Annotated in this window: 20 protein-coding genes; 7 read left to right on the top strand and 13 right to left on the bottom strand. The window is 73.1% G+C overall.

Going from position 1 to position 24,474, the window contains the following annotated elements:
* Positions 1–61: 61 nt before the first annotated feature.
* Positions 62–946 (bottom strand): M56 family metallopeptidase, encoded by an 885-nt coding sequence (locus tag ACIPSJ_RS20980; protein ID WP_359216391.1) that lies wholly within the window; start codon positions 944–946, stop codon positions 62–64.
* Entirely contained in the window at positions 943–1,326 is a 384-nt protein-coding gene (locus tag ACIPSJ_RS20975) for a BlaI/MecI/CopY family transcriptional regulator (protein ID WP_355718298.1), read from the bottom strand. Before ACIPSJ_RS20975 ends, ACIPSJ_RS20980 begins: the two co-directional genes overlap by 4 nt.
* A gap of 146 nt (positions 1,327–1,472) precedes the next feature.
* Here ACIPSJ_RS20975 and ACIPSJ_RS20970 point away from each other — a divergent pair, with 146 nt between their 5' ends.
* Positions 1,473–2,420, top strand: a complete 948-nt coding sequence (locus ACIPSJ_RS20970) for a lysylphosphatidylglycerol synthase domain-containing protein (protein WP_401347653.1) — start codon at positions 1,473–1,475, stop codon at positions 2,418–2,420.
* 88 nt (positions 2,421–2,508) lie between these two features.
* The gene (gene prcB / locus ACIPSJ_RS20965; RefSeq protein ID WP_401347650.1) at positions 2,509–3,369 is read left to right on the top strand and encodes a proteasome subunit beta; all 861 of its coding nucleotides are present in this window, start codon (positions 2,509–2,511) and stop codon (positions 3,367–3,369) included.
* 1 nt (position 3,370) lies between these two features.
* Here prcB and ACIPSJ_RS20960 read toward each other — a convergent pair whose 3' ends face one another.
* Complete coding sequence (locus tag ACIPSJ_RS20960) at positions 3,371–4,054, bottom strand: phosphatase PAP2 family protein (RefSeq protein WP_401347647.1); 684 nt, start codon at positions 4,052–4,054, stop codon at positions 3,371–3,373.
* A gap of 263 nt (positions 4,055–4,317) precedes the next feature.
* On the opposite strand from ACIPSJ_RS20960, the gene efeU reads away from it, so the two are divergent.
* The 4 genes from efeU to ACIPSJ_RS20940 all read left to right on the top strand — a co-directional run bounded on the left by efeU (position 4,318) and on the right by ACIPSJ_RS20940 (position 9,734).
* Positions 4,318–6,651, top strand: a complete 2,334-nt coding sequence (gene efeU, locus ACIPSJ_RS20955) for an iron uptake transporter permease EfeU (protein ID WP_401347645.1) — start codon at positions 4,318–4,320, stop codon at positions 6,649–6,651.
* A gap of 47 nt (positions 6,652–6,698) precedes the next feature.
* Positions 6,699–7,970, top strand: coding sequence for an iron uptake transporter deferrochelatase/peroxidase subunit (gene efeB / locus ACIPSJ_RS20950; protein ID WP_401347642.1), 1,272 nt, complete (start codon positions 6,699–6,701; stop codon positions 7,968–7,970).
* A 147-nt stretch (positions 7,971–8,117) separates the two neighbouring features.
* Positions 8,118–9,278 carry a HoxN/HupN/NixA family nickel/cobalt transporter gene (locus tag ACIPSJ_RS20945; protein WP_401347640.1) on the top strand — a complete coding sequence of 387 codons (1,161 nt, stop codon included), beginning with the start codon at positions 8,118–8,120 and terminating at the stop codon, positions 9,276–9,278.
* Positions 9,279–9,350: 72 nt separating this feature from the next.
* Complete coding sequence (locus tag ACIPSJ_RS20940; protein WP_365678765.1) at positions 9,351–9,734, top strand: VOC family protein; 384 nt, start codon at positions 9,351–9,353, stop codon at positions 9,732–9,734.
* A gap of 24 nt (positions 9,735–9,758) precedes the next feature.
* Here ACIPSJ_RS20940 and ACIPSJ_RS20935 read toward each other — a convergent pair whose 3' ends face one another.
* The 6 genes from ACIPSJ_RS20935 to ACIPSJ_RS20910 form a co-directional block, all read right to left on the bottom strand.
* Positions 9,759–10,718 carry a hypothetical protein gene (locus ACIPSJ_RS20935; protein WP_355718318.1) on the bottom strand — a complete coding sequence of 320 codons (960 nt, stop codon included), beginning with the start codon at positions 10,716–10,718 and terminating at the stop codon, positions 9,759–9,761.
* Between the two features lie 12 nt (positions 10,719–10,730).
* A complete protein-coding gene (locus tag ACIPSJ_RS20930) occupies positions 10,731–12,203 on the bottom strand; it encodes an APC family permease (protein ID WP_359216370.1) in 1,473 nt (490 codons plus the stop codon).
* Between the two features lie 297 nt (positions 12,204–12,500).
* Positions 12,501–13,904, bottom strand: a complete 1,404-nt coding sequence (gene sthA, locus ACIPSJ_RS20925) for a Si-specific NAD(P)(+) transhydrogenase (protein ID WP_393534920.1) — start codon at positions 13,902–13,904, stop codon at positions 12,501–12,503.
* Between the two features lie 112 nt (positions 13,905–14,016).
* Positions 14,017–14,604 (bottom strand): nucleoside deaminase, encoded by a 588-nt coding sequence (locus ACIPSJ_RS20920; protein WP_401347635.1) that lies wholly within the window; start codon positions 14,602–14,604, stop codon positions 14,017–14,019.
* Complete coding sequence (gene denD, locus ACIPSJ_RS20915; protein ID WP_401347633.1) at positions 14,601–15,623, bottom strand: D-erythronate dehydrogenase; 1,023 nt, start codon at positions 15,621–15,623, stop codon at positions 14,601–14,603. The genes ACIPSJ_RS20920 and denD overlap by 4 nt, the downstream gene beginning before the upstream one ends.
* A 159-nt stretch (positions 15,624–15,782) precedes the next feature.
* Entirely contained in the window at positions 15,783–15,989 is a 207-nt protein-coding gene (locus ACIPSJ_RS20910; RefSeq protein WP_401347631.1) for a hypothetical protein, read from the bottom strand.
* Positions 15,990–16,161: 172 nt separating this feature from the next.
* Here ACIPSJ_RS20910 and ACIPSJ_RS20905 point away from each other — a divergent pair, with 172 nt between their 5' ends.
* Positions 16,162–17,997: a glycoside hydrolase family 15 protein gene (locus ACIPSJ_RS20905; RefSeq protein ID WP_359216357.1), complete on the top strand. Its 1,836-nt coding sequence runs from the start codon at positions 16,162–16,164 to the stop codon at positions 17,995–17,997.
* 3 nt (positions 17,998–18,000) lie between these two features.
* Here ACIPSJ_RS20905 and ACIPSJ_RS20900 read toward each other — a convergent pair whose 3' ends face one another.
* The 4 genes from ACIPSJ_RS20900 to ACIPSJ_RS20885 form a co-directional block, all read right to left on the bottom strand.
* Complete coding sequence (locus ACIPSJ_RS20900) at positions 18,001–20,742, bottom strand: SpoIIE family protein phosphatase (RefSeq protein ID WP_359216354.1); 2,742 nt, start codon at positions 20,740–20,742, stop codon at positions 18,001–18,003.
* 43 nt (positions 20,743–20,785) lie between these two features.
* Complete coding sequence (locus ACIPSJ_RS20895; protein ID WP_401347628.1) at positions 20,786–23,329, bottom strand: SpoIIE family protein phosphatase; 2,544 nt, start codon at positions 23,327–23,329, stop codon at positions 20,786–20,788.
* Between the two features lie 120 nt (positions 23,330–23,449).
* Positions 23,450–24,136 (bottom strand): 2-phosphosulfolactate phosphatase, encoded by a 687-nt coding sequence (locus ACIPSJ_RS20890; RefSeq protein WP_401347626.1) that lies wholly within the window; start codon positions 24,134–24,136, stop codon positions 23,450–23,452.
* A gap of 23 nt (positions 24,137–24,159) precedes the next feature.
* Positions 24,160–24,447: a DUF1232 domain-containing protein gene (locus tag ACIPSJ_RS20885; RefSeq protein ID WP_355718345.1), complete on the bottom strand. Its 288-nt coding sequence runs from the start codon at positions 24,445–24,447 to the stop codon at positions 24,160–24,162.
* Between the last annotated feature and the right edge of the window lie 27 nt (positions 24,448–24,474).

Below are 24,474 nucleotides of genomic sequence, written 5' to 3'. Positions count from 1 at the left end.
TCGTCGGCCACCGGTTCGTCGTGGCTGGTCGCGCAGTTCCCCGCGCCCCTGACGGGGCGCTTTACGTGAGGGCGTTGAAGAGGAGGCCCACCAGGTCGCCTGTCGCGTCGGCGGCGAAGAGGGCGGCCAGTGCGCCGAGGGCGAGGACGGCCGCGGCGGCCGGCCACAGTGAGGGGGGTGGGGCCGTCTGGAGTGCCGCGATCCGGCGGGTCACCGCGCGGTCCGTGAAGTTGAGGGCGCAGCCCGGCCGCGCGCTCAGGGCGGCGCGGGCCAGGGCCCGGGCGGTGGTGACGCGGTCGCCGACGGCGGTCGCCGCCTGCTCGTCGGCCCAGCGCTCCACCAGGAAGGACACGGCCGAACGGACCGGGCCGAGCAGCGGGTTGGCGGCGGCGGCCAGTGTCGCCGCCGTCATCAGGCGGCCGTGGCGGTGGGTGAGGTGGGCCCGTTCGTGGGCCAGCAGCACCCGCCGCTCGGCCGGTGCCAGCGCGCTCAGCATCGACGAGGTGACCAGGATCCGGCCCGGCCGGCCCGGGATCGCGAACGCCTGGGGCGTCTCGGAGGCGGCCACCACCAGCTCGGTGTCCCGGGGATGCCCCGCGCACAGCCGCCGCAGGGCCCGCCGGGTCCGGCGCTCGGCGCGTACCGCCCGCTGCACCCGCCACACCACCACGGCCAGCGTGAGACACGCGGCGACGCCGATCACCTCGGGCACCGGGTCGGCCAGCCGCCGCCCGTCCTCGTGGGCCTCCCGCACCAGCGGCGGGGCGTCCCCCACCAGCGCGGTCGTCAGCAGGATCAGGGACCAGGTGGTCGCGGCGGCGGTCAGCGCGGCGGCGGAGGTCAGCACACGGGCCGCCAGCGCCGGCGCCACCCGTCGGCCGACCGCCGGGCTGACCAGCGGCAGCAACAGGGAGACCAGCAGCGGGGTGTAGACGTCGAACCTCATGCGCCGCCTCCGGCGAACAGGTTCCGCAGCGCCCGCTCCTCCTCCGGGCTCAGCCCGGACACGAACTGCTGGAGCGCCGCGATCGGGTCCGGGCCCCGGTCCAGTGCCTCGTGCATGGCCTCGGCGGTCAGCTCGGCCGCGTTCTTCGCCGGCCGGTACGCGCCGCGCCGCCCGTCCGCGTCCCGCAGCACCAGCCCCTTGTCGTACAGCCGTTTGAGGATCGTATGGACCGTGTTGTACGCGAGGCCGCCGCCGATCTCGGACTGGATCTCGGCCGGGGTCAGCGGACGGTCGGTCGCCCACAGGGCTGCGAGGACCTCGCTCTCCAGTTCTCCGGCGCTGCGCCGCTCCGCCCTGCCGCGGGACCCTGTGCCAGCCATGGCTCAACCTTACAGCGCGTAGTGCCGCCGTCCGGATGGGCGTACCGGCGCGGCCTCGGCCAGTAATTCCGGTTAGTTTGTCAGTGTTTGTCCCCTAGTCCATGGACGGTCCTACGCGCTGTAGGGGAACAGGGGTGGGTGCCTCGATGGTCCCGAACGTGAACGCCGTACCCGCCGCAGGCCGCCGAGGGGTCTACTGGCAGAGCGGTGTCTGCCTCGCCCTGCTGGTCTGCGCGGGCTGGCTGCTGCGGCGGCACTGGCCGACCGTGGAGCACGGGGCGCTCCGGCTGGCCGTCGCCGACCAGGGCTGGCTGCTGGTGGCGGCCGCGGCGGCGGTGGGGACCTGGGCGTCGTCGGCGCTCGCCCAGCAGGGTGCGGTGACCTCCCGGCTGCCCGGCGGACGGCTGGTCGCCGCGCAGTTCGCCGCCTCGGCCGCCAACCACGTGCTGCCCGCCGGACTCGGCGCGGGCGCGGTGAACCTGCGGTTCCTGATGCGCTGCGGACTCCCGGCGGGCCGTGGCGCGTCGGCCCTCGCGGTCAAGGCCGCCGCCGGTGCCGTGGTCCGGCTGGCCCTCATCGCCGTCCTCGCCCCCGCCTGCCCGGGGCTGCTGCGGACCCCGCACGTGCCGATGGCCGCGGTGCTGGCGCTGACGGTCGTGGCCGTCGTGGCCGTCGCCCTGCTCCGGGCCCGGGTGTGGCCCCGCTGCCGGGTCGCGGTGTCCGCGGTGGTGGCCGACATCCGGGCCCTGCACGCCCGTCCGGTCCGTGCGGCGGCGCTGTGGGGCGGCTCGCTCGCCTTCGCCGGGCTGCACGCGCTGGTCCTCTTCGCCGTGATCCGGGCGGTCGAACTGCCGCTGTCCCCGGCCCGGGTGGCGCTGCTCTACCTCGCGGCCAGCGGTGCCGCCGCGTTGCTGCCCATCCCGGGCGGCCTCGGCTCGCTCGACGCGGCCCTCGCCCTCGCCCTCACCGCCTCGGGGACCCCGGCCGCCACGGCCGCCTCCGCGGTGCTCGGCTACCGGCTGCTGACCGTGTGGCTGCCGCTGCTGCCGGGGCTGCTGGTCCTGGGGTTGCTGGTCCGGCGCCGGGCGCTGTGACCGGCGGGGCGTTTCCCGGCGGCCCGCATCAGGTAGGAGTCCGGTGTCGTCGGGCGACTCACGGGGCCCGCGCGGGAGGGGGAGTGGCATGGCAGCGCACGACCACGACACCGGTGGCCGCCTCGGGGAGGAGTTCTTCACACCCGGGAGCTCGTCCTTCGCCGGGTTCCTCGCCGCCCACCGGCCCGAACTGCTGCCCACCCGCAGTCCCTTGCCCGTCGGTACGGTCGCCCCGCCCGGTGCCTTCCCGCACGGCACCACCGTCCTGGCCCTCAGCTACCGCGACGGTGTGCTGATCGCCGGCGACCGCAGGGCCACCATGGGCAATCTCATCGCCCAGCGCGACCTGGAGAAGGTGCACCCCGCCGACGACCTCACGGCGGTCGCCTTCGCCGGCACCGTCGGACTCGCCCTCGACATGGTCAAGCTCTACCAGGTCGAGCTGACCCACTTCGAGAAGGTCGAGGGCATCCCCCTGACCCTCGACGGCAAGGCCCGCCGGCTCGCCGCGATGATCCGCGAGAACCTCGGACAGGCCATGCAGGGCCTCGCCGTCGTCCCGCTGCTCGCGGGTTACGACACCAAGGCCCCGGAGGGCGAACGCGGCCGCATCTTCAGCTTCGACGTCGCCGGCGGCCTCTACGAGAAGCGCGCGTTCCACGCCGAGGGCAGCGGCTCGCCGTACGCCGGGGGAGCCCTGAAGAAGCTGTACCGTCCCGGCCTGACCCGCCGCGAGGCCGCCCTGGCCGCGCTCCAGGCGCTCTACGACGCGGCCGACGACGATTCGGCGACCGGCGGGCCCGACCTCAACCGCCGTATCTTCCCGCGGGTCTCGGTCATCACGGAGGACGGTTTCGAACGGCTCCCGGAGCCCGAGACGGAGGACCTCACCCGGGAGATGATCGACCAGCGCCGCACCCGCCCGGACGGCCCCGGCGCCACCTCCTGAGTCACGGTGCGGGCACCGGTCTCCGCGGTACGTCGTCCGGTGCCCCGGCGTCCGGGATCCACCGGGCGGCCGCGCACCCGCAGAGCCCGAGCCAGCCGACGGCGAAGAGCCAGCCGCCGAGCACGTCCGTGACCCAGTGCACGCCGAGGAAGACCCGGGTGCCCCCGACGGCGACCGCCCAGCAGGCGACGGCGACGCACCACGGCGTGGCGCCCCGCGGGGCGCGGGTCCGGACGGCGAGGATCACCAGACCGGCGGTCAGCGCCGCCGTGGTGCTGTGGCCGGACGGGAAGGACCAGCCGGAGGCGTGCGTCTGCCAGTCCTGCTGCGGTGGTCTGGGCCGGGCGATCCACTCCATCACGCCGCGCCGCGCCAGCTGCCCCAGGGCGAGGCAGGCGACGCCGAGCAGCGCGCCGGCCGGCCGCCGGCGCGGGGTGCGGCCCGCGTACAGGCCGGCCGCCACGACCAGGGCGTACGGGATCACCCCGGTGCCGGTCGCGGTCAGCCCCCGGGCCACGGCCACCGCCACGGCCGGGCGGTGGCCGAGGGACCACGTCAGCAGCGCGCGGTCCATGCCGAGCGGGGCGCCGTGCCGGCCGGCCACGACCAGGGCGAGCACGGCGAAGGCCGCCCAGGCACCGAGCGCGACGCTCCCCGCGGACTCCGCGGTCCTCTTGCGGTTCATGACCTCGGCGGGGGCCTTTCGGTGTGGCGCGCTTTCAATGACTACTGGACTGTAGACGGTCTACTTCAATGTAGACGACTGGCGTCCCGCCCGTGTTCCCGCGTGCGCGGGTCGGAGTCCCCTCACGGCTTTTGCCGCACCATTACCTGTTCATGACTGACTGACTACACGGGTGTAGTCATCATGGTCGGCGGAGTAAGGCATGCCTTCACTAAGTTCGAGCCAAGAGGCGGGGACGGGCCTGCCGGGGAGGGCTGCGGCGGATGTGGGACGACGCGTTTCCGAGTTTCCTGATCGGGCTGAGGGAAGGGCTTGAGGCCGGGCTGATCGTCTCGATCCTCGTCGCCACCCTGGTACGGGCCGGGGCCAGAAGCCGGCTGCCGCAGGTGTGGACGGGCGTGCTGGCCGCCATCGCGCTGGCGATGAGCTTCGGCGCGGTCCTCACCTTCACCGCCGCCTCGCTCTCCGCGACCGCCCAGGAGGCCTTCGGCGGCACCCTCAGCGTGATCGCGGTCGCCTTCGTCACCGCGATGGTCTTCTGGATGCGCCGCTCGGCGCGCAGTCTCTCCGGCGAGATCAAGGAGAAGGTGACCGGCGCGCTGGCGATGGGCTCGGGCGTGCTGATCCTCACCTCGTTCCTCGCGGTCGGCCGGGAGGGGCTGGAGACCGCGCTGTTCCTGTGGACCACCGCCCGGGCGGCCGGCGAGTCCGCCGGGCCCCTGACCGGCGCCGGGATCGGCCTGGTCCTGGCGGCGGGGCTGTGCTGGGGCCTGTACCGCCGCGTCCTGAAGATCAACCTGAGCAGGTTCTTCACCTACACGGGCGCCGTCCTCATCGTGATCGCCGCCGGTGTCCTCGGCTACGGCCTGCGCGACCTCCAGGAGGGCGGTGTCCTCCCGGGCACCACCGCGTACGCCCTGGACCTCAGCGGCAGCGTCGACGCGGGCTCCTGGTACAGCACCCTCCTCCAGGGCGTCCTCAACATCACGCCGACCATGACCTGGCTCCAGGTGACCGGGTACCTCGGCTATCTCGCGGTCGTCATGACGCTGTTCGTACGCGGAGTCCGCACCTCCGCGCCGAACCCGGCCGCCGAGCGGACCGAGCCGCGCGCGGTCGCCGCCGTGTCCCGGCCGGAGCCCGCCGATGCCGAGCCCCGCACGCCGATGCCCGCGGCCGCGGAACCGCAGCCCGGGTCGGCCGACCGCGCTGCGGAGCAGCCCGCGTCCGACGGCGGGACGGAGTCTTCCACTGAGGTGTCCGGGCCGTGGGCGGAGTCGGACCTTGCTGCCGACCGGACGGACCTCGGGTCCGAGGCCGCCGAAGGGACAGCGTCGCCGCCCGGTGCGGGGGCGGAGCCTTCCGCCGAGGAGGCGGCGCCGGATCCCGCCGTCGGTCGGCCGGACCCCGGTTCGAAGCCCGCCCGGGGGCCGCGCCGTCGTCCCGCCTGGGTGGTGCCCGTCGCCGTGGTGGCCGTGCCCGCGGTCGTCGCCGGGCTCGTCGTGGCTCTGGGGCGGCCCAAGCCGGCCGGGGGGCAGACCGTCGCGGTGTCGGAGACCGAGTGCGGGAAGGGGTTCAGTGCGCCCGAGGCGGGTCGGCAGACCTTCCAGATGCGGAACACCGGGAGCAAGACCTCCGAGGTGTATCTGATCGACCCGAGCAGCAACGCGGTCTACGGGGAGGTCGAGGGTCTCGCCCCCGGCACCACGCGTGACCTGGTCGCGACCGTCTCCGGCGGGACGTACGCCTGGCGCTGCGTCCCCTCCGGCGGCAAGGCCGTCACCTCCAAATCGGTCACCGTCAGCGGCAGCGGAAGCGGCGCCAAGGCGGTCGTACCGGTATCGGAGAACGACCTCGCGGAGCCGCTGAAGCAGTACAAGGTGTACGTCGAGCAGGGGCTGGCCACCCTCGTCACCCAGACCCGCACCCTCGAAGCCGACATCGAGGGCAACCACCTCGCCAAGGCCCGCACCGACTGGCTGACCGCCCACCTCACCTACGCCTCCCTCGGCGCCGCGTACGGCACCTTCGAGGACTTCGACCAGAAGATCAACGGCCGGGCCGACGGCCTCGCGGGCGGGGTGGCCGACCCGGACTTCGCAGGGTTCCACCGGGTCGAGTACGGGCTGTGGCACGCGCAGACCGCCGGACAGCTGAAGGCTCCGGTCCAGGCGCTCGCCGACGCGGTCGCCGGGCTCCAGAAGGCGTTCCCCGCCCAGGACTTCGACCCGGGCGACCTGCCGCTGCGCGCCCACGAGATCCTGGAGAACACCCTCCAGTTCGAGCTGACCGCCGACACCGACGAGGGCAGCGGCACCAACCTCGCCACCGCGAACGCCAACCTGGCCGGCACCCGCGAGCTGCTCACCGTACTGAGGCCGCTGCTGACCACACGCGCGCCCGCGCTGCTGCCGACCGTCGACGCGGACATCGCCCGCCTGCAAAAGCTGCTGGACGCCGAGCACCAGGGGGCGGGCTGGACCCCCGTGGAGAAGCTCGACGCGACGGCGCGGCAACAGCTCAACGGCGTCACCGGCCAACTGCTGGAGGACCTCTCCCCGGTGCCGGACCTCCTGGAGATCAGGAAGTCCGCCTGATGAACCACGCAGAAGACACGCACCTGTACGACGAAGGGAACCCTCCGATGTCCGCTGCCGACACCCCGTCCTGCCCGATGGGCGCGGGCCGCCGTTCCTTCGTGCGGACGGCGCTCGGCGCCGGGGCCGCGGGCGCGGTGCTGGCCGGCGGCGGGTTCGCGCTCGGCCAGGCCGGCGGTACCGCCGAGGCCCAGGCCGCCGACGCGACCGGCACCGCCCAGGTCCCCTTCCACGGCGCCCACCAGGCCGGCATCCTCACCCCGGCCCCGGCCGCCGCCACCTTCGTCTCCCTCGACGTCATCGCCGACAGCCGGCAGGAACTCGCCGACCTGCTGAAGACGATCACCGCGCGGGCCCGCTTCCTCACCTCCGGCGGCACCCCCGAGGACCTCGGCGTGGGCGCGCCGCCCTCCGACAACGGCATCCTCGGCCCCACGGTCCCCTCCGACGCGCTGACGGTCACCGTCGGCGTCGGCGCCTCCCTCTTCGACGACCGCTACGGCCTGGCGAAGGCGAAGCCGGCCCGGCTGACGCCGATGCGGACCTTCCCGAACGACCACCTCGACGCGGCCGAGTGCCACGGCGACCTGTCGCTCCAGATCTGTGCCGCCAGCACGGACACGGTGCTGCACGCCCTGCGGGACATCGCCAAGCACACCCGCGGCGCCATGCAGATCAAGTGGCGGATCGACGGCTTCCAGAACGCCCCGCGGCCCACCGGCGCCCAGCGCAACCTGCTCGGCTTCAAGGACGGCATCGCCAACCCGGACGTGAACTCGGCCCGCGAGACGGACCGGCTGATCTGGGTCGGCGAGGGGCAGGGCGAGCCCGCGTGGACGACCGGCGGCAGCTACCAGGTGATCCGGATCATCCGGATGCTCGTCGAGTTCTGGGACCGGGTCTCGCTGAGCGAGCAGGAGCTGATGTTCGGCCGCCGCAAGGACACCGGCGCCCCGCTGGACGGCGCCAAGGAGACCGACATCCCCCAGTACGCCAAGGACCCGAAGGGCAACGCCATCCCGCTGGACGCCCACATCCGGCTCGCCAACCCGCGGACCGCCAGGACCGACGGCACCCGCATCCTGCGCCGCGGCTACAACTACGACCGGGGGATCGACAGCGTCGGCAACCTCGACATGGGCCTGGTCTTCTGCTGCTACAACCAGGACGTCCGGCGCCAGTTCGAGGCCACCCAGACCCGGCTGATCGACGAACCCCTCGTCGACTACATCTCGCCGACCGGCGGCGGCTACTTCTTCGCGCTGCCGGGGGTGAGGAACGGCAAGGACTGGCTGGGCAGCGGGCTTTTGTCCGCCTGAGCACCCCGCGGGCCTTTACCTTTCCATGAAACTCTCTTGGTGAAGGCCTGCCGCGGGCATTGATGCGAACGATTTGCAAGTACGGGAGTATGGCACCAGGCTGCCGATCGCAGCTGCCTCCGCACGACCGAAGGATGCCACCTCCCGATGACGGCCGCCCCTGGTTCCGCTCCGTCCCTCCCCGCCCAGGCCGAGACCAAGCGCTCGGCCTGGCACCGTGTCCGGGGCTCCATGACCCGGCAGGAGTGGATCAGGGTCGGCGGGATGGCCTCCTTCGTGCTCGCCCTGCACGTCATCGGCTGGGGCACCCTGGTCGGGATCATCGCCCCGCAGCACTTCAGCGTCGGAAACGAGTCGTTCGGCATCGGCATCGGAGTCACCGCGTACACGCTCGGCATGCGGCACGCCTTCGACGCCGACCACATCGCGGCGATCGACAACACCACCCGCAAGCTGATGGGGGAGGGGCAGCGCCCGCTGTCCGTCGGCTTCTGGTTCTCGCTCGGCCACTCCAGCATCGTCTTCGGCCTCGCCCTGCTGCTCTCGCTCGGCATGAAGACCCTGGCCGGCCCCGTCCAGGACGACGGCTCGCACCTCCACGAGGTCACCGGCCTGATCGGTACGACCGTCTCCGGCACCTTCCTCTACCTGATCGCCGGCATCAACCTCGTCATCCTGGCCGGCATCTGGAAGGTCTTCCGGCAGATGCGCTCCGGCGCCTACGACGAGGCGGCGCTGGAGACGCAGCTGAACAACCGCGGCCTCATGAACCGCTTCCTCGGCCGGGTCACCGGCTCGATCCGCAAGCCCTGGCAGATGTACCCGCTCGGCCTGCTCTTCGGCCTCGGCTTCGACACCGCCACCGAGATCGCCCTGCTGGTCCTGGCCGGTTCCGGCGCCGCCTCCGGACTGCCCTGGTACGCGATCCTCACCCTGCCGGTCCTGTTCGCGGCCGGTATGTCGCTGCTCGACACCATCGACGGCTCGTTCATGAACTTCGCCTACGAGTGGGCGTTCTCCAAGCCGGTCCGCAAGGTCTACTACAACCTCACCATCACCGGCCTGTCCGTGGCCGTCGCGCTCATCATCGGCACCGTGGAACTCCTCGGCCTGCTCGCCGACAAGATGGACCTGCACGGCGTCTTCTGGGACTGGATCGCCGGACTCGACCTCAACACCGTCGGATTCGTCATCGTCGGCCTCTTCTTCGCCACCTGGGCGCTCGCCCTGCTGATCTGGAAGGCCGGCCGTATCGAGGAGAAGTGGACGACGGGTCTCGCCCGGCCCGCCGAGCAGACCGAGGGCTAGGGGACCGTCCCCGGCGGCCCGCCGGACGAAACGCGATCGCGCCGCGCCCGGCGTCCCCCTACGCTGACGCGCATGGCATGCCGTATCAGTGAGCTGGTCCTCGACGCCGCCGATCCCGAGCGGCTCGCCGCGTTCTGGAGCGAGGTCCTCGGCTACGTCGAACTCGGCCGGGAGGACGACGGAAGCATCGAGATCGGACCGCCCGGCACCGGCTTCGGCGGACCGCAGCCCACCCTCGTCCTCAGCCCCAGCACTGACGCGCGGCCCGGGAAGCTCCCGCTGCACCTCGACGTCAACGCCACCGACCGCGACCAGGACGCCGAGCTGGAACGGCTGCTCGCGCTGGGCGCCCGGCCCGCCGACGTCGGCCAGACCGGCACCGAGAGCTGGTACGTCCTGGCCGACCCCGAGGGCAACGAGTTCTGCCTCCTGCGCCGCCGGCTCCAGCCCCTGTGACCCGGCGGGGCGGCGGCCGGCCCCTCAGCCGCGGATCTTCAGGTCCGCCCGCCACTTCACGAGCTGCTTCTCCGCGTCACCGGTGTACGACCAGGGCGTACGGGTCGCCCGCCGCCCCTGGAGCCGCAGCAGAGCGGTGGCGATGTCCGTGACGCCCGCCTGACAGGCCGCGTGCGTCAGGTAGTTCAGGTCGCGCAGTTCACCCGGGGCGATCGGCGCGTCGCCGCGCTGGGCGATCCAGCGTTCCCAGGTGCGCCGTACGTCGCTGACCGCGCCGTCGTGTTTCCAGTGCTGGCTGAGCGCGACCGTGTTCTGCTGCCCCTGCGCCGCGTCCAGGGCGTAGCGGAACTCCTCGACGCGGGCGTACTGCACCAGGACCGGCAGCGGACAGCCGGGCGGGGCGACCCCGGCCGCGTCGCGGGCGAAGTCGTACATCAGGCCGTGCGTGCCGTGCCAGCGCGCCGAGTAGTAGTGCAGGACCTGGAGATGGCCCTCCACGTTGTACGGGTCGCGCCGGTGCAACTCGTCCCACCAGCGGGCGAGTTCCTGCCGACGCACCCCGGTCGGGTACAGCCGGGCCACCGAGATCAGGGAGACCCAGGGCGTCGGGTCCTGCGGGTACGCCTCCGCGGCGGCCAGGCAGGCCAGCACGGCGGCGTCGATCCTGCCCCGGTCGATCGGGAATCCCCGGCCCGCCGAGATGGCCAGGGTGAACGCCCGGGCCGTCTCGGTCGCCGCCCGCAGGATCAGCGCGTCGGCGTTGTACGGCTCGGCGGCCAGCCAGGACTCCGCGGTGGAACTGCCCGCGCAGGCCTGCGCCAGGAGCCGTACCCGGTGTCCCCGGACCAGCCAGTCGGGCCCGGTGGCCCGGAGCAGCTCCCGCAGGCCCTGCCAGCGCCCGATGACGATGTCCTGGCGGGCGGAGGTGAGGGAGGAGTCCCCGCAGTCCGGGTCGAAGTCGGGGGCGAAGCGGTCTCGCGCCATCGGACTCGTACCTCAGAAATCGGTGGGGAGGCCTTCGTAAGCCTGGGCATGTGCGGTGACGTGGTCGTCGGGGACGTAGTCGGCCTCGACCGTGCGGGTGGCGTCCAGCTTGGCAGGACGGTAGTAGTCGCTGCCCTGTCTCCAGTACCAGAGCATCGGGATCAGGCCGACGGCCAGACCGCCGATGCCGATCGCGATCGCCGCGCCGCTCAGCTCGCTCAGCGACTCGACGAAGATCCAGAACATGAACACCGCGCCGAACAGCGGCCACACCCCGCCGAGCAGGAAGTTGCCGGCCGACTTGAAGAGCATCTTGCGGTAGGCGACGACCACCGCGAGGCCGGCCAGACCGTAGTAGACGGCGATCTGCAGGCCGATCGCCGAGATGGCGTCGGAGAGGATCTCGCCCACCGAACCTAGGGCGTTGGAGGCGATGAACATCACCAGGGCCACCGCGCCCACCACACCGATGGCCACGTGCGGGGTGTTCCAGGTGCGGTGCACCCGGCCCAGCGCGGCCGGCATCGTGCGGTCCCGGCCCATCGCGAACAGCGAGCGGGTGACCTGGATGAGGGTCGTCTCCAGGGTGGCGATGGTCGACAGCATCACGGCGATGATCAGCACCTTGCCGCCCCAGCCCGGCGCGACCTGGTCGCCGAGGACGGCCAGGACGTTGGCGTCGTTCGCGGCGATCTGGTCCGAGGACAGGATCACGTTCACCGCGATGGTGAACACCTCGAAAAGGGCGAAGACGATACCGACGCCGATCAGGCCCGCGAGTCCGGTCGTACGGCGGGAGTTGCGGGTCTCCTCGCTGAGGTTGCTGGTGACGTCCCAGCCCCAGTAGTAGAACGCGGCGATCAACGCGCCCGAGGCGAAGCCGGAGACGCCGTCGAAGTGCGAGAAGCCCAGCCAGGACCAGTCGAAGGCACGGGCGTTGCCGGTGTGGAAGAGGGCCAGCACCGCGAAGAGCAGCAGGATGGCCAGTTCGATGCCGGACATCAGCAGCTGGGCGCGGACCGTGAGGCGGGCGCCGCCGAGCACCACCGCCAGCATGATCAGGAACCAGGCGGCGCCGACCACCGTGGACAGGGCCACGTTGTCGGCGAGGCCCTCGTCGAACAGGGACAGGGTCATCGACCCGGCGGGCAGGGAGCCGGCCACCATGAAGATGGTCGCGGACACCACCAGCGCCCAGCCGCTGACGAAGCCGAGGAAGGGGTGCAGGGTGCGGCCCACCCAGGAGTAGCTCGCGCCCGCGTTCACGTCGATCCGGCCCAGGTAGCTGAAGGCCAGCGCGATCCCCAGCATCGGTATCGCGCACCACAGCAGCGCGGCCGGACTGGCCAGTCCCACCGCCCCCACCAGGACCGCGGTGGTCGCGGCCAGCGAGTACGCCGGTGCGCTGCCCGCGACGGCCATCACCACGGTGTCGAACGTGCCGAGGGCATTGGCCTGCAGCCCTCTGCCCCTGTTGTTGCTCATAGGTTGTGCTGCTTTCCGGTCGTGCACGGCGCACAGGAGTGCAGGCCCGCGGCGGTACGGGTGGGGGGTGCGCGACCGTCCTCGGACCCGGTGAGGGTTGGCCTCGGGGCAGGGGCCGGCCAGGAGAAGAAAAGCGTGGTGAGGGCCGCATGCCGAGAGTCGGCGGACGGTCACACCGCGTGTGTGGGTGTGACTATAGCGGCACTCTTTGACCTTTCAAGCTGACCGACCGGTAATCACATATGCCACTTGGGGAGCCCAACTCTCACACCGGAAGCATTGGTTCCGGTGAACCCCTCAGTCCTCCAGCCGGTCGAGCTGCCGCAGCTTGTTGGTCGCGTCCAACGCCGCGACCTTGTACGACTCCGCGAGCGTCGGGTAGTTGAACACGGCATCCACCAGGTAGTCGACGGTGCCGCCGCAGCCCATCACCGACTGGCCGATATGGATCAGTTCTGTCGCTCCGGTACCGAAGCAGTGCACTCCGAGCAGCCGCCGGTCCTCGGGGGAGACCAGGAGCTTCAGCATGCCGTGCGAGTCGCCGATGATCTGGCCCCGGGCCAGCTCCCGGTAGCGGGCCACCCCGACCTCGAACGGCACGCAGTCCTCGGTGAGCTGGTCCTCGGTCCGGCCGACGAAGCTGATCTCCGGGATGGTGTAGATGCCGATGGGCTGGAGGTTGTCCAGCTGGCCGACCGGTTCGCCGAAGGCGTGGTACGCGGCGACCCGGCCCTGTTCCATCGAGGTCGCGGCGAGCGCCGGGAAGCCGATGACGTCGCCGACGGCGTAGATGTGCGGCACCTCGGTGCGGAAGTGCTCGTCCACCGTGATCCGGCCCCGCCGGTCCGCCGCGAGGCCCGCCTTGTCCAGGTCCAGGCCGTCGGTCAGGCCCTGCCGGCCGGCCGAGTACATCACCGTGTCCGCCGGTATCTTCTTGCCGCTCTCCAGCACGGTCAGCGTGCCCCGCGGGTGCCGTTCGACGGCGGCGACGGTCTCGCCGAACCGGAAGGTGACGGCCAGGTCCCGCAGGTGGTACTTGAGCGACTCGACGACCTCGACGTCGCACATGTCGAGCATGGCCGGGCGCTTCTCCACCACGGTGACCTTGCTGCCGAGCGCCGCGAACATCGAGGCGTACTCCATGCCGATCACCCCGGCGCCCACGATCACCATGGAGCGCGGTACCCGCTCCAGCGACAGCACGTTGTCCGAGTCCATGATGGTGCGGCCGTCGAACTCGACGCTGTCCGGGCGGGCCGGCCGGGTGCCGGTGGCGATGACGATGTGATCGGCCGTCAACAGCCTCTCGTTGCCGCTCGGTTCGCGCAGCGCGACGGTGTGCGGGTCGACGAACCGGCCGGTGCCGGAGCAGAGCGTGACGTGGTTGCGGGAGAGCTGGTTGCGGATGACGTCCACCTCGCGGCTGACCACGTGCTGGGTGCGCGCGGTCAGGTCGGCGACGGTGATGTCCTCCTTCAACCGGTAGCTCTGGCCGTACAGATCGCGCTGGGTGAGACCGGTCAGGTAGAGGACCGCCTCGCGCAGGGTCTTGGAGGGGATGGTGCCGGTGTGGATGGACACACCGCCGACCATCTCGGGGCTGTCGACCACGGCTACCCGGCGGCCGAGCTTGGCCGCCGCGATGGCGGCCTTCTGGCCGCCGGGTCCGGATCCGATGACGAGCATGTCGAAGTCTGGCACCTTGCGGAGTCTGTCAGCAGGCGCCCCCGCTTCGAAAGGGTGGACGGGCAACCTTCGCGTGAAATCCGGTGCGGACCTGGGCCGTTGCGTCTCCCGCAGGCCCGGCGCCGGGCTAGTCGGCCCCGCCGGTGCGGCCCTCGCGCAGGTGCTGGGCGCGCCGGAACAGCGCGTCGGTCGTCCCGGCCAGCACCCCGGCGAACAGCCGAGGGGTGTAGAAGGATCCGGCCGCGTCGGCCACCTCCCGCGCCGGGAGGGTGATCTGGGGGAGACCGGTACGGTGCAGCTCCTCGATCGAGGTCCCCCAGACGATCCGGCCCACCCCGGCCCAGGCGCAGGCGCTCATGCACATGGCGCACGGTTCCGCGGTCGAGTACAGCGTCGTCGCGGCCCATCCGCGGTTGCCGACGCGGCGCACGTAGTCGGCCATGGCCACCATCTCCCCGTGGTACGTGGGGTTCTCGGCCGAGGCGTTGACCCCCCGCCCCAGGACCCGGCCCGAGCCCACGAACACCGCGCCGAAGGGATAGAGCTCGTTGCCGTACGCCTCCTCGACCGCGCGCCGCATGAACCGGGCGTGTTCCGCGCCGCCTTCGCCGGTCGGGCGGGCGGGGACGGACCGCGGCACGGGTGCGGGGGGCGCGGCGGACGCCACGCCCGCCGTGCCGAGCAGCCCGAGCAGGCGGCGCCTGTCCAAGGTCATCGTCCCTCCTGCCCCGGGGCCGGCCGGGACCCGGCGCGGTCGGCGAGGTGGTCCCGGACGAGGGAGAGCGGGCTCGGGTCGGGTTCCAGGCCGAGCGCGGCGGCGCGGGAGTGGTCGAAGACGGCGGGCCAGGAGCCCACGACGGCCTCGATCGCCGGGTCCGGGGCGACGGTCACCAGGTCGGCGGCGGCGTCCCCGGCCACCTGCCGCAGGGTCGCGAGCAGCTCGGCGACCGAGACCGTGAGTCCGGGGAGGAGGACCGGTGCGTGGCCGTCGAGGCAGCCCGGTCCGCTGCCGCGCTCGGCCTCCGCGATCCGCAGCAGCCCCCGGACGGTGCGCCGGGGCGAGGCCAGGGCCACCCGGAGCCCGGGGTCGACCGGGCAGACGGCCGGGAGACCGGCCAGCGGCTCGCGGACGATCGAGGAGAGAAAGCCCGAGGCGGCCGCGTTCGGACGGCCCGGCCGGACCGCGACGGTCATCAGCCGGGCGACCCGTCCGTCCACGAAGCCGCGGCGGGTGCAGTCCGCGATCAGGTGCTCGCAGATCAGCTTCTGTGTTCCGTAGCTGGTCCGCGGGAAGGGTGGGGTCGCCTCGCTGACGACGGGCGGCAGCGGCAGCGCCGGGTCGCCCCCGTAGACGGCGAGGCTGCTGGCGAACACCAGCCGGGGGACCGGCCCGCCGCCGAGGGACTGCGCCCGGGCCGCTTCGAGCAGCGCGCGGGTCGTGTCCACGTTGGCGCGCATCCCCAGGTCGAAGTCGGCCTCGCACTCGGCCGACACCGCCGCGGCGAGATGGAGGACGACGTCGACGGGCTCGGCGAAGACCTCGTCGAGGCGGTCGGCGAGCTCGCCGTGCACGCACTCCACGAACGGGTCCTCGGCCGCGGCCCCGGAGCCGGGGACCCGGTCGGCGAGCACCAGCCGGTCGACCGGGGCGCCGCACAGGGTCCGGGACGCCCGCAGGGCGGCGGCGAGCAGGCCGCCCAGGAAGCCGGACGCACCCGTGATGACGACCCTCACGTCCACTCCTCGGGGCAGCCGGACCGTGGGCGGCGACGGTCTACCCACGTCGGCCCGCCGGGCAAACACCGAGGGGCGCCGACCGGCCGCCACCGGCCACCGGCGGGGTCCGTCCGGTGCCGGAGCGGCGCCCGCACCGTCACCGCCCCGCCGCCGTCGTCAGGGCAGGAGCCGCTCGATGCAGTTCGGCCCCTCGCGCTCCATCTTCTTCCTGGCCCATTCCAGCGTGGCCGGGGTGACGTCCCGGCCGGACGCCAGCACCACGTCCTCGGGCGCCACTCCGGAGCCGGGGGCGCTGTGCAGCAGGGAGTCCGGGGTGGCGTGCTCGTCGGGCGACCGGGACGCTTCGGGTTCTGAGGTCGACATGGGTCCCTCCTTCGGCGGAGCGGGGTGCACACTCTCACGATTGCCCGCCCGGCCGTACCCCGCATCCCGAACGGCCCGGGGCCGGAGCGCGGACCGCCATCCGGTGCGGAAAGGAAACCGTCCCTTTTAAGCTGGAACGTACCTGTACATCCGTTCCGGGGAGGCCGTCGCGATGGCCGAACAGCCGTTCTATCAGAATGCGCCCGGTAGCCCTCGCTACCTGCCGATCGCCGAGCACGGGCTGATCGGGGACCTGCGCAGTGTCGCCCTGGTCGGCAGCGACGGCACCATCGACTGGTACTGCAGCCCGTCCTTCGACGCCCCCAGCGTCTTCGCCGCCGTCCTGGACGCCGAGCGCGGCGGTCACTTCGCGCTGGCCCCGGCCGTGCCGGCCCGCACCAAGCAGTTCTACTTCCCCGACACCAACGTGCTGATCACCCGGTTCTTCACCGACGACGGCGTCGGCGAGGTCCAGGACTTCATGCCGGTCACCGGCGAGTCCGACGAATGCGAGCGGCACCGGCTGATCCGCCGGGTGCTCTGCGTCCGCGGCACCGTCCCCTTCCGGGTCCGGGTCGCGCCCCGCTTCAACTACGGCGCCGACCCGCACACCCTGACCATGCTCGACGGCACCGTCCTGTTCGAGTCCGCGGCACAGTCCCTCGCGCTCACCTCCACGGTGGCCCTGGAGAGCGACGGCCCCGACGCCTGCGCCGACTTCAAGATCGCCGAGGGTGAGTCGGCCGTCTTCGCCCTCGACCAGGCCGGCGAGCACATCGCCCCGCGCGGCTGCGCCCGCTTCGAGGCCGAGCGACAGTTCGAGGCCACCGTCCGCTACTGGCGACGCTGGCTGCACCAGTCCCGCTACCGGGGCCGCTGGCGCGAGATGGTGCACCGCTCCGCCCTCACCCTGAAGCTGCTCACCTACGCGCCCACCGGGGCCATCGTCGCCGCCCCCACCACCAGCCTCCCCGAGCAGTTCGGCGGCGAACGCAACTGGGACTACCGCTACGTCTGGATCCGCGACGCCGCCTTCGCCGTCTACGCCCTGCTGCGGCTCGGCTTCGCCGGCGAGGCCGAGGCCTTCATGAAGTTCGTGACCACCTACATCAGCCCCGGCGACGGCTTCGCCTCCGGCCCGCTGCAGATCATGTACGGCATCGACGGCCGCTCCGAGCTGCCCGAACGCGAGCTCCCGCACCTGGAGGGCCACTGCGGCTCGGCCCCGGTCCGGGTCGGCAACGACGCCGCCGGCCAGCTCCAGCTGGACATCTACGGCGCCCTCATCGACTCGATCTACCTCTACGACAAGTGGGCCCAGCCCATCTCCAGCGCCCAGTGGGACGACGTCACCCGCCTCGTCGACTGGGTCTGCGCCCACTGGGACCAGCCCGACGAGGGGATCTGGGAGACCCGCGGCGGCCGCAAGAACTTCCTCTACTCCCGGCTGATGTGCTGGGTGGCCATCGAGCGGGCGATCCGCCTCGCCAACCGGCGCGGCCTGCCCGCCGACCTGCCCCGCTGGCGGCAGTGCCGCGACACGATCTACCGGTGGATCATGGACCGCGGCTGGTCGGAGCGGCGCGGCGCCTTCGTCCAGCACGAGGGCGGCGAGGTCCTCGACGCCTCACTCCTCATGATGCCCCTGGCCAAGTTCATCGCCCCGACCGACCCCAAGTGGCTCTCCACCCTGGACGCCCTCACCGAGGACCTGGTCTCCGACTCCCTCGTCTACCGCTACGACCCGCAGGCCAGCCCCGACGGACTCCGCGGCGACGAGGGCACCTTCTCCATCTGCTCGTTCTGGTACGTCGAGGCCCTGGTGCGCGCCGGACGCGTGGACGAGGCCCGGCTCGCCTTCGAGAAGATGCTCACCTACGCCAACCATCTCGGCCTGTACGCGGAGGAGATCGGCCGCACCGGCGAGCAACAGGGCAACTTCCCGCAGGCGTTCACCCATCTCGCCCTGATCAGCGCCGCCTTCAACCTGGACCGGGCGCTGGGCTGAGGGTCAGGGCAGCGGCTGCTCCGCCCAGATGACCTTGCCGGCCGGTGTGTACCGGGTGCCCCAGCGCTCGGCCAGCTGCGCGACCAGGAACAGCCCCCGGCCGCCCTCGTCGGTGCTCGCCGCGTACCGCAGATGCGGCGAGGTGGTGCTGGCGTCGGAGACCTCGCAGATCAGCGTACGGTCGTGGAGCAGCCGTACCCCGATGGGCGCCCGGCCGTGCCGGATGGCGTTGGTGACCAGCTCGCTGAGGATCAGCTCGGTGGTGAACGACAGGTCGTCCAGGTCCCACTCGGCCAGCCGGCGGGTCACCTTGGCCCGCACCTCGGAGACGGCCGCGGGATCGGCCGGCACCTGCCACTCGGCGATCCGGTCCGCGCCCAGCGCCCGGGTCCGGGCCACGATCAGCGCCACATCGTCGCTGGGGCGGGCCGGCAGCCGCTCCAGGACCGCCGCACAGGTCTCGTCGGGGGTGCCGTCGACCGCCGACTCCAGGGCACCGGCGAGCAGTTCGAGACCCTCGTCGATGTCCCGCTGCCGGTCCTCGACCAGCCCGTCGGTGTACAGGACCAGCCTGCTGCCCTCCGGCAGCTCCAACTCGGCCGTCTCGAAGGGCAGTCCGCCCACACCCAGCGGCGGACCCGCCGGCACGTCCGGGAACTCCACGCTGCCGTCGGGCCGGAGCAGCGCAGGCGGCGGATGGCCGGCCCGGGCGAGCGTGCAGCGCCGGGAGACCGGGTCGTAGATCGCGTACAGACAGGTCGCGCCGGTGATGGTGGCCGCGTTGTCCGCGGGGGTCTCGTCCTGGTCGATACGGCCCACCAACTCATCCAGCAGCACCAGGAGTTCGTCGGGCTGCAGGTCGAGTGCCGTGAAGTTGTGCACGGCGGTGCGCAGCCGCCCCATGGTCGCCGCCGCGTGCAGCCCGTGCCCCACCACGTCCCCGACCACCAGCGCCACCCGGGCCCCGGACAGCGGCAGCACGTCGAACCAGTCACCGCCGACACCCGCCTGCGCCGGCAGATAGCGGTAGGCGATGTCCAGCGCGGTCTGCTCGGGCAGACGGCGCGGCAGCAGACTGCGCTGCAGGGTGACCGCCATGCCGTGCTCGCGCGTGTAGCGGCGGGCGTTGTCGATGGAGACGGCGGCCCGGGCCACCAGCTCCTCGGCGAGGGTCAGTTCCTCCGTGTCGAAGGGGTCCGGCTTCTCCGAGCGGCAGAAGTTGGCCAGGCCCAGCACCAGGTTCCCGGCCCGCAGCGGCACGGTGATCAGCGAGTGGATGCCGAACTCCAGGATCTGACCGGTGAGTTCCCTGTCCTGGGCGCGCCAGCCCGGTGCGTCCCGCAGCCGCGGCTCCACGACCGACTCACCGGTCTCCAGACCGCGGGCCTGCGGCGAGGACGGCACGAACCGGATCCGCTCGCCGACGGCGTACAGCGGGGCGTCCTTGCGGATGCCGGTGAACGCCACCCGGCGCAGCGGGTCCCCGGGCTTGGGCTCCTCGCCCTTGAGGACCGCGTCGTACAGGTCGATGGTGACGTAGTCCGCGAACCGGGGCACGGCCAGCTCGGCCAGCTCCTCGGCGGTGCGGGTGACGTCCAGGCTGGTGCCGATGCCCACCCCGGCGTCGTACAGCATGTTCAGCCGCTCGCGGGCCACCTCGGCGCGGCCGGAGAGGGCCCGCAGCTCGGTGGAGTCGCGCAGGGTGGTGACGCTGCCCGGCGGGCCGCCGCGCACCTCGATGGGGCGCTGGTTGACGGCCAGCAGACGGTCCTTGACCAGGTGCACCTCGTCGGTGGCGACCCGCCCCGAGGCGATCAGCTCCGCCGTGTCGCCGTCCAGGCCGAGCTCCAGGACCGGGCGGCGCTCGGCGTCCCGGGGCAGGTCCAGCAGGCGCTGCGCCTCGTCGTTGGCGAGCATCAGCCGGCCGTCGCCGCCGACGATCAGCACACCCTCCCGCACGGAGTGCAGCACCGCGTCGTGGTGCTCGTACATGCGGGTCATCTCGTCCGGGCCGAGACCGTGGGTCTGGCGCATCAGCCGCCGGCTGACCAGGGCCGTCCCGGCCGTCGCCAGCGCCAGTGCGGCGGCGGCCGCGGTCAGCAGCAGGGGCAGTTGCTGGTCGGCGGTGCCGCCCACGTGCGCGGTGGTGATGCCGGCCGACACCAGGCCCACCACCTTGCCGTCGGCGTCCCGCACCGGGACCACGGCCTGCACCAGCTCCCCGATGGTGCCGTGGACCTCCTCGGTGACGGTCCCGCCGGCCAGCGCGGGCCCGATGTCGCCGACGAACTTCTTGCCGATGCGGTCCGGTTTCGGGTGCGTGTAGCGGATGCCGTCGGTGTTCATGACGACGATGAAGTCCACGCCCGTCGCCCTGCGGGCCGCCTCCGCCTTCGGCTGGAGCACGGCCGTCGGATCCGGCAGCCGCAGGGCCGCCGCCGTGCCGGGCGCGTTGGCGAACGTCTCGGCCACCGCCACGGACCGGTTGCGGGCCTCCGTGGTGCTGTCCCGGCGGACCTGGAGCACCTGCGCCACCACGGCCGACACGACCAGCAGCAGCACGATCACCACTTGCAGCACGAACACCTGGCCGGCCACGGAGCGTCCGCTCAGCGCCGACCACAGCGGTCCGGACCGGATGCGGCCCCGCCCGCCCGTTCCCCGTTGCTCCCGCGCGGTGAGCGGCGCGCGCGGAGTCGCCGAACGGGGCGGCCGGATGTCGGACCGGCCGGACTGACGGACCATGAGCCCATGTCTACACTGCCCGGCCCCCCGAGGCGAGAGCGTCTCAGGAGGTAACCGGCGCGACACCCCGTGGTGCCGCGTCACCGGCCGCGTGCGGGCGGCGGCTGGCGAGCAGCAGCGCCACGTCGTCGGGGCGGTCGGTGGCGCGCCGCGCCATCGCCGTGAGCTGGTCGGCCACCCCGGACAGGGACCGGCCACCGCGCCCGCCCGGCGCCGCCCCGGCCCGCGCCAGCGCCTCCCGCAGCGCCGAGATGCCGTCGTCGATGTCGGCTCCCGGCCGTTCCACCAGCCCGTCCGTGTACAGAGCGAGGATCGCGTCCGGCTCCAGCTCCAGTTCGGTCACCGGATACCGGGCCCGCGGGTCCACGCCCAGCACCACACCACCGGGGATCTCCAGGACACGGGTGCGGCCGTCCGGGCCGCGCAGCAGGGGCGGCGGATGACCGGCCCGGGCGACCCGGGCGTGCCCGGTGGCGGGGTCCAGGCGCAGATAGCAGCAGCTCGCGAACTGACCCGGGTCGAGGCCGATGAGCAGATGGTTGGTGCCGCTCATCACCTCGTCCGGCGGCCGGTCGCCGAGCGCGAACGCCCGCACCGCGCTGCGCAGTTGGCCCATGGTGGCCGCGGCCTGCACCCCGTGCCCCTGGACGTCGCCGATGACCAGGGCGAGGCCGTCACCGGCCTCGACTACGTCGTACCAGTCGCCGCCCACGTCCATGCCCTGGGTGCCCGGCAGATACCGCCCCGCGGTCTCCACCCGGGGATGCGCCGACAGCCGGCGGGGCAGCAGCGCCTGCTGCAGACCGCGCGCCAGGGCGGCCTCGCTGTCGTAACGCTGGGCCTTCTCCATCGCGTGCGCGATCAGGCCCGCGAGCGCCGTGAGGACCGTGCGCTCCTCACTGCTGAAGCCGCGCTCGGCCTCGAAGCCGAGGATGCAGGTGCCCACCGGGCGGCCGGAGGCGATCAGCGGCAGGAAGGCACGCGCGCCCTCGTCGGCGTCCAGGGCGAGGCCCGGATAGGTGTCCCCCAGCTGCCGCATCGACTCGAAGAACAGCGGCCGGCCGGTGGTGAGCGACTCGACACCGGGGATACGGGCGTCCAGGCCGACGCCGTCGAAGGGGGCGAGGAAGCCCGGCGGGAAGCCGCTCTCCCAGGCCAGATAGAGATGCCGGTCCTGGAGCAGATAAATGGCCAGCCGCCTGCCGCCGAACGCCGGGAGCAGCTCCTGCATCACCACCGCCGACACCTGCCGGGCGGTCACCGCGTCGGTCAGCGCGATGGCCAGCGCGATCGGCCGGTACAGCGGGGCCATCGAGGGGCCGCCGGGCCGACCGGGCCCGGCCGCGGCGTCCGGGCCGTCCGAACCGCCGGTGCCGGGCAGGTGCACGGCCGGGTCGATCCCGCTGGCGGGGGTCACGGTGCAGGTGACGACATCAGGGCCCGGGTGCAGGGACAGGGTGAGCCAGTCGCCGTCACCGCCGCCCTCCCGGCGGACCTGGAAGTGCTGGGGGTCGGGGGCGAGCAGCGCCCCGCGCCAGTGGTCGTCGTACGCCGGCGCGCTCAGCCACGGCATGGCCTTCCACAGGGGCCGCCCGACCAGCTCGGAGCGCGGCAGGCCCGCCAGTCGGGCGGCGGCCGGGTTGGCGTAGCGGACGAGCCCCGTACGGTCCAGGCAGAACACGCCCTGGGGGAGCAGATCGGCGGCGCTGTCGGCGGCCCCGGCCGGCCCCGGCTCCACGACGATCCCGGAGACCGGGGACGGGCCGTCCGTACCGGCCGGCGGCCACAGCTCCACCAGCCGCGCCGTGCCGTCCGCGGCCAGCACCTGGAGCGGGGAGACCGGAGGTTTGCCGGCCGCGGTCTCGCGCAGGGCGGCCAGTACGTGGTCGGCGTCGGCGGGCGCCACGGCCGCCGCCAGTCCGGGACCGGTGGCCGGGAACTCCTCGGGCGCCAGGCCGAGCAGGGTGTGCAGCCGGTCGTCCGCGCGCACCGCAGAGGTGGCCGGGTCCCAGGTGAAACGGCCGATCCGGGCCGTCCCGGGAGAGGCCGTGGGCGGCCGTACGCACACCGGCTCGCCCTCCCAGGCGACCGCCGCGTCGCCCGCCTCCGCCACCAGCTCGCGCAGCCCGGTCCCCAGGTCCTCGGCGAGCCGGCACAGCCGGTCCAGGCCCGGCAGCTCGTCCTCGGTGTCCGGGGTCGCCGGGCGCAGCACGGTGAGCACCCCGAAGGACGGGTCGGCGCCCGGCACCGGTGTGTACACCGACCCGAACTGGAACGGCAGACCGGCCGCGAACTGCGGGTAGCGGCGCACCATCTCCGTGGCGTTGGGCAGCACCACGCGCGTACCGAGCCGGTAGGCGTCGGCGACCGGGAACGGCCGGTCCGCGTGCAGCCGCCACCAGGGCCGGAACAGCGGACCGGGCAGCCCCACCAGGGTCGAGAGCCGCAGCAGCCCGGGGGTGCCGGAGCGCAGGTACACCCCGGCGACGTGGGCGTCCGCCGCGCCCAGGGCGGCGGTCGAGGCGTCGACCAGCAGCGCGGTCAGCCGTTCACGCGCCCGGCCCAGGTGCTCGCCGCTGCCAGTCATCCGGTCCTACCTCGTCCGTGCACCGCCGGGTGGGTGACACAGCAAGAATGCGTCAGGACGCCGTGCGAACGCACCCGGACGGCACAGATCGCTGCCCGATCCGTTACCACGGAGCGCCCGTCAGCCCCGACCCACCGGGCGGAGCACCAGGTGGCCGTCCTCGCGGGCCGCCGCCATGGCGAACGGGAACGTGTCGGCCTCCAGGCACATCGGCACGTCCTCGGCGTGGACGCCCGTCCAGCCCAGCCGCACCCCCTCGGCGAGCCGCGCGGCCGCGCCGGAGTTCCGGGCCCGCTCCACGAACGGGCCCGGGGCCACGCCGTCGTCGGCCACGCGCCCGGCGATGTACTGGGCGCAGGCCAGGTCCTCGTCGGCCCGGCCGCCGTCGCCGGTGACGACGAAGGTGACCGCCTCCGGCCGCTCCCGCCGCAGCACGGCGGCGGTGGCCCCGGCGACCACGAAACTCGCGCACAGCAGCAGCCGGGCGCCCGCGACGGCCATCGCCCCGACCGTCCCGGCGGTGGTCTTCTGGACGATCGTGCGGCCCGCGACGTCCAGCGAGCGCAGCCGGGCCGGCGAGTTGGCCAGGTCGAAGCCCGGCACCACCGGACCGTCCTGGAAGGCCAGCCAGCCCGGGTGACCGGCCTTCAACTCCAGTGCCTCGTCGAGGGTGTCGGCGAAGACGATCCGCTCGGCACCCCGCCGGAAGGCCCAGGCGGCCACCGTGAAGGCGCGCATCACGTCGATGACGACGGCGACTTCGGGCGTCGAGGACAGACCGGAGACCCCGGTGTAGGTGGCTCGCATCTCCCCATCATGCCCTGGACGGCTCAGAGTTCGGGTTCCTCCGCCGGCAGCACCCGGGCCGCGCGCATCGAGCGCAGGGCCAGCAGCAGGACGCCGATGTCGTCCAGGTAGATCGGGTCGGGCAGCAGGTCGGTCGGGAGCACCAGATACAGGACGGCACCCCAGAACACCCAGCGCGGGCCGGTCGGCAGCCCGGCCCGGCGCAGGGTGCGCCGGGTGCGGACCAGCCGTACGAGTACGGCGACCGCCCCGGCCAGCAGGGCCGCGGCGACGATCGCGCAGATCACAAGCACGGTCGTGGTGGTGTCCATGGCTGTCCTGTCGTCCGGCCCCGATCC

It is taken from the genome of Streptomyces sp. NPDC090088, assembly GCF_044747345.1.
Taxonomy (GTDB): domain Bacteria; phylum Actinomycetota; class Actinomycetes; order Streptomycetales; family Streptomycetaceae; genus Streptomyces.
The sequence above is the reverse complement of the archived record's forward strand: the minus strand, read 5'-3'. Positions and strand labels throughout refer to the sequence as shown.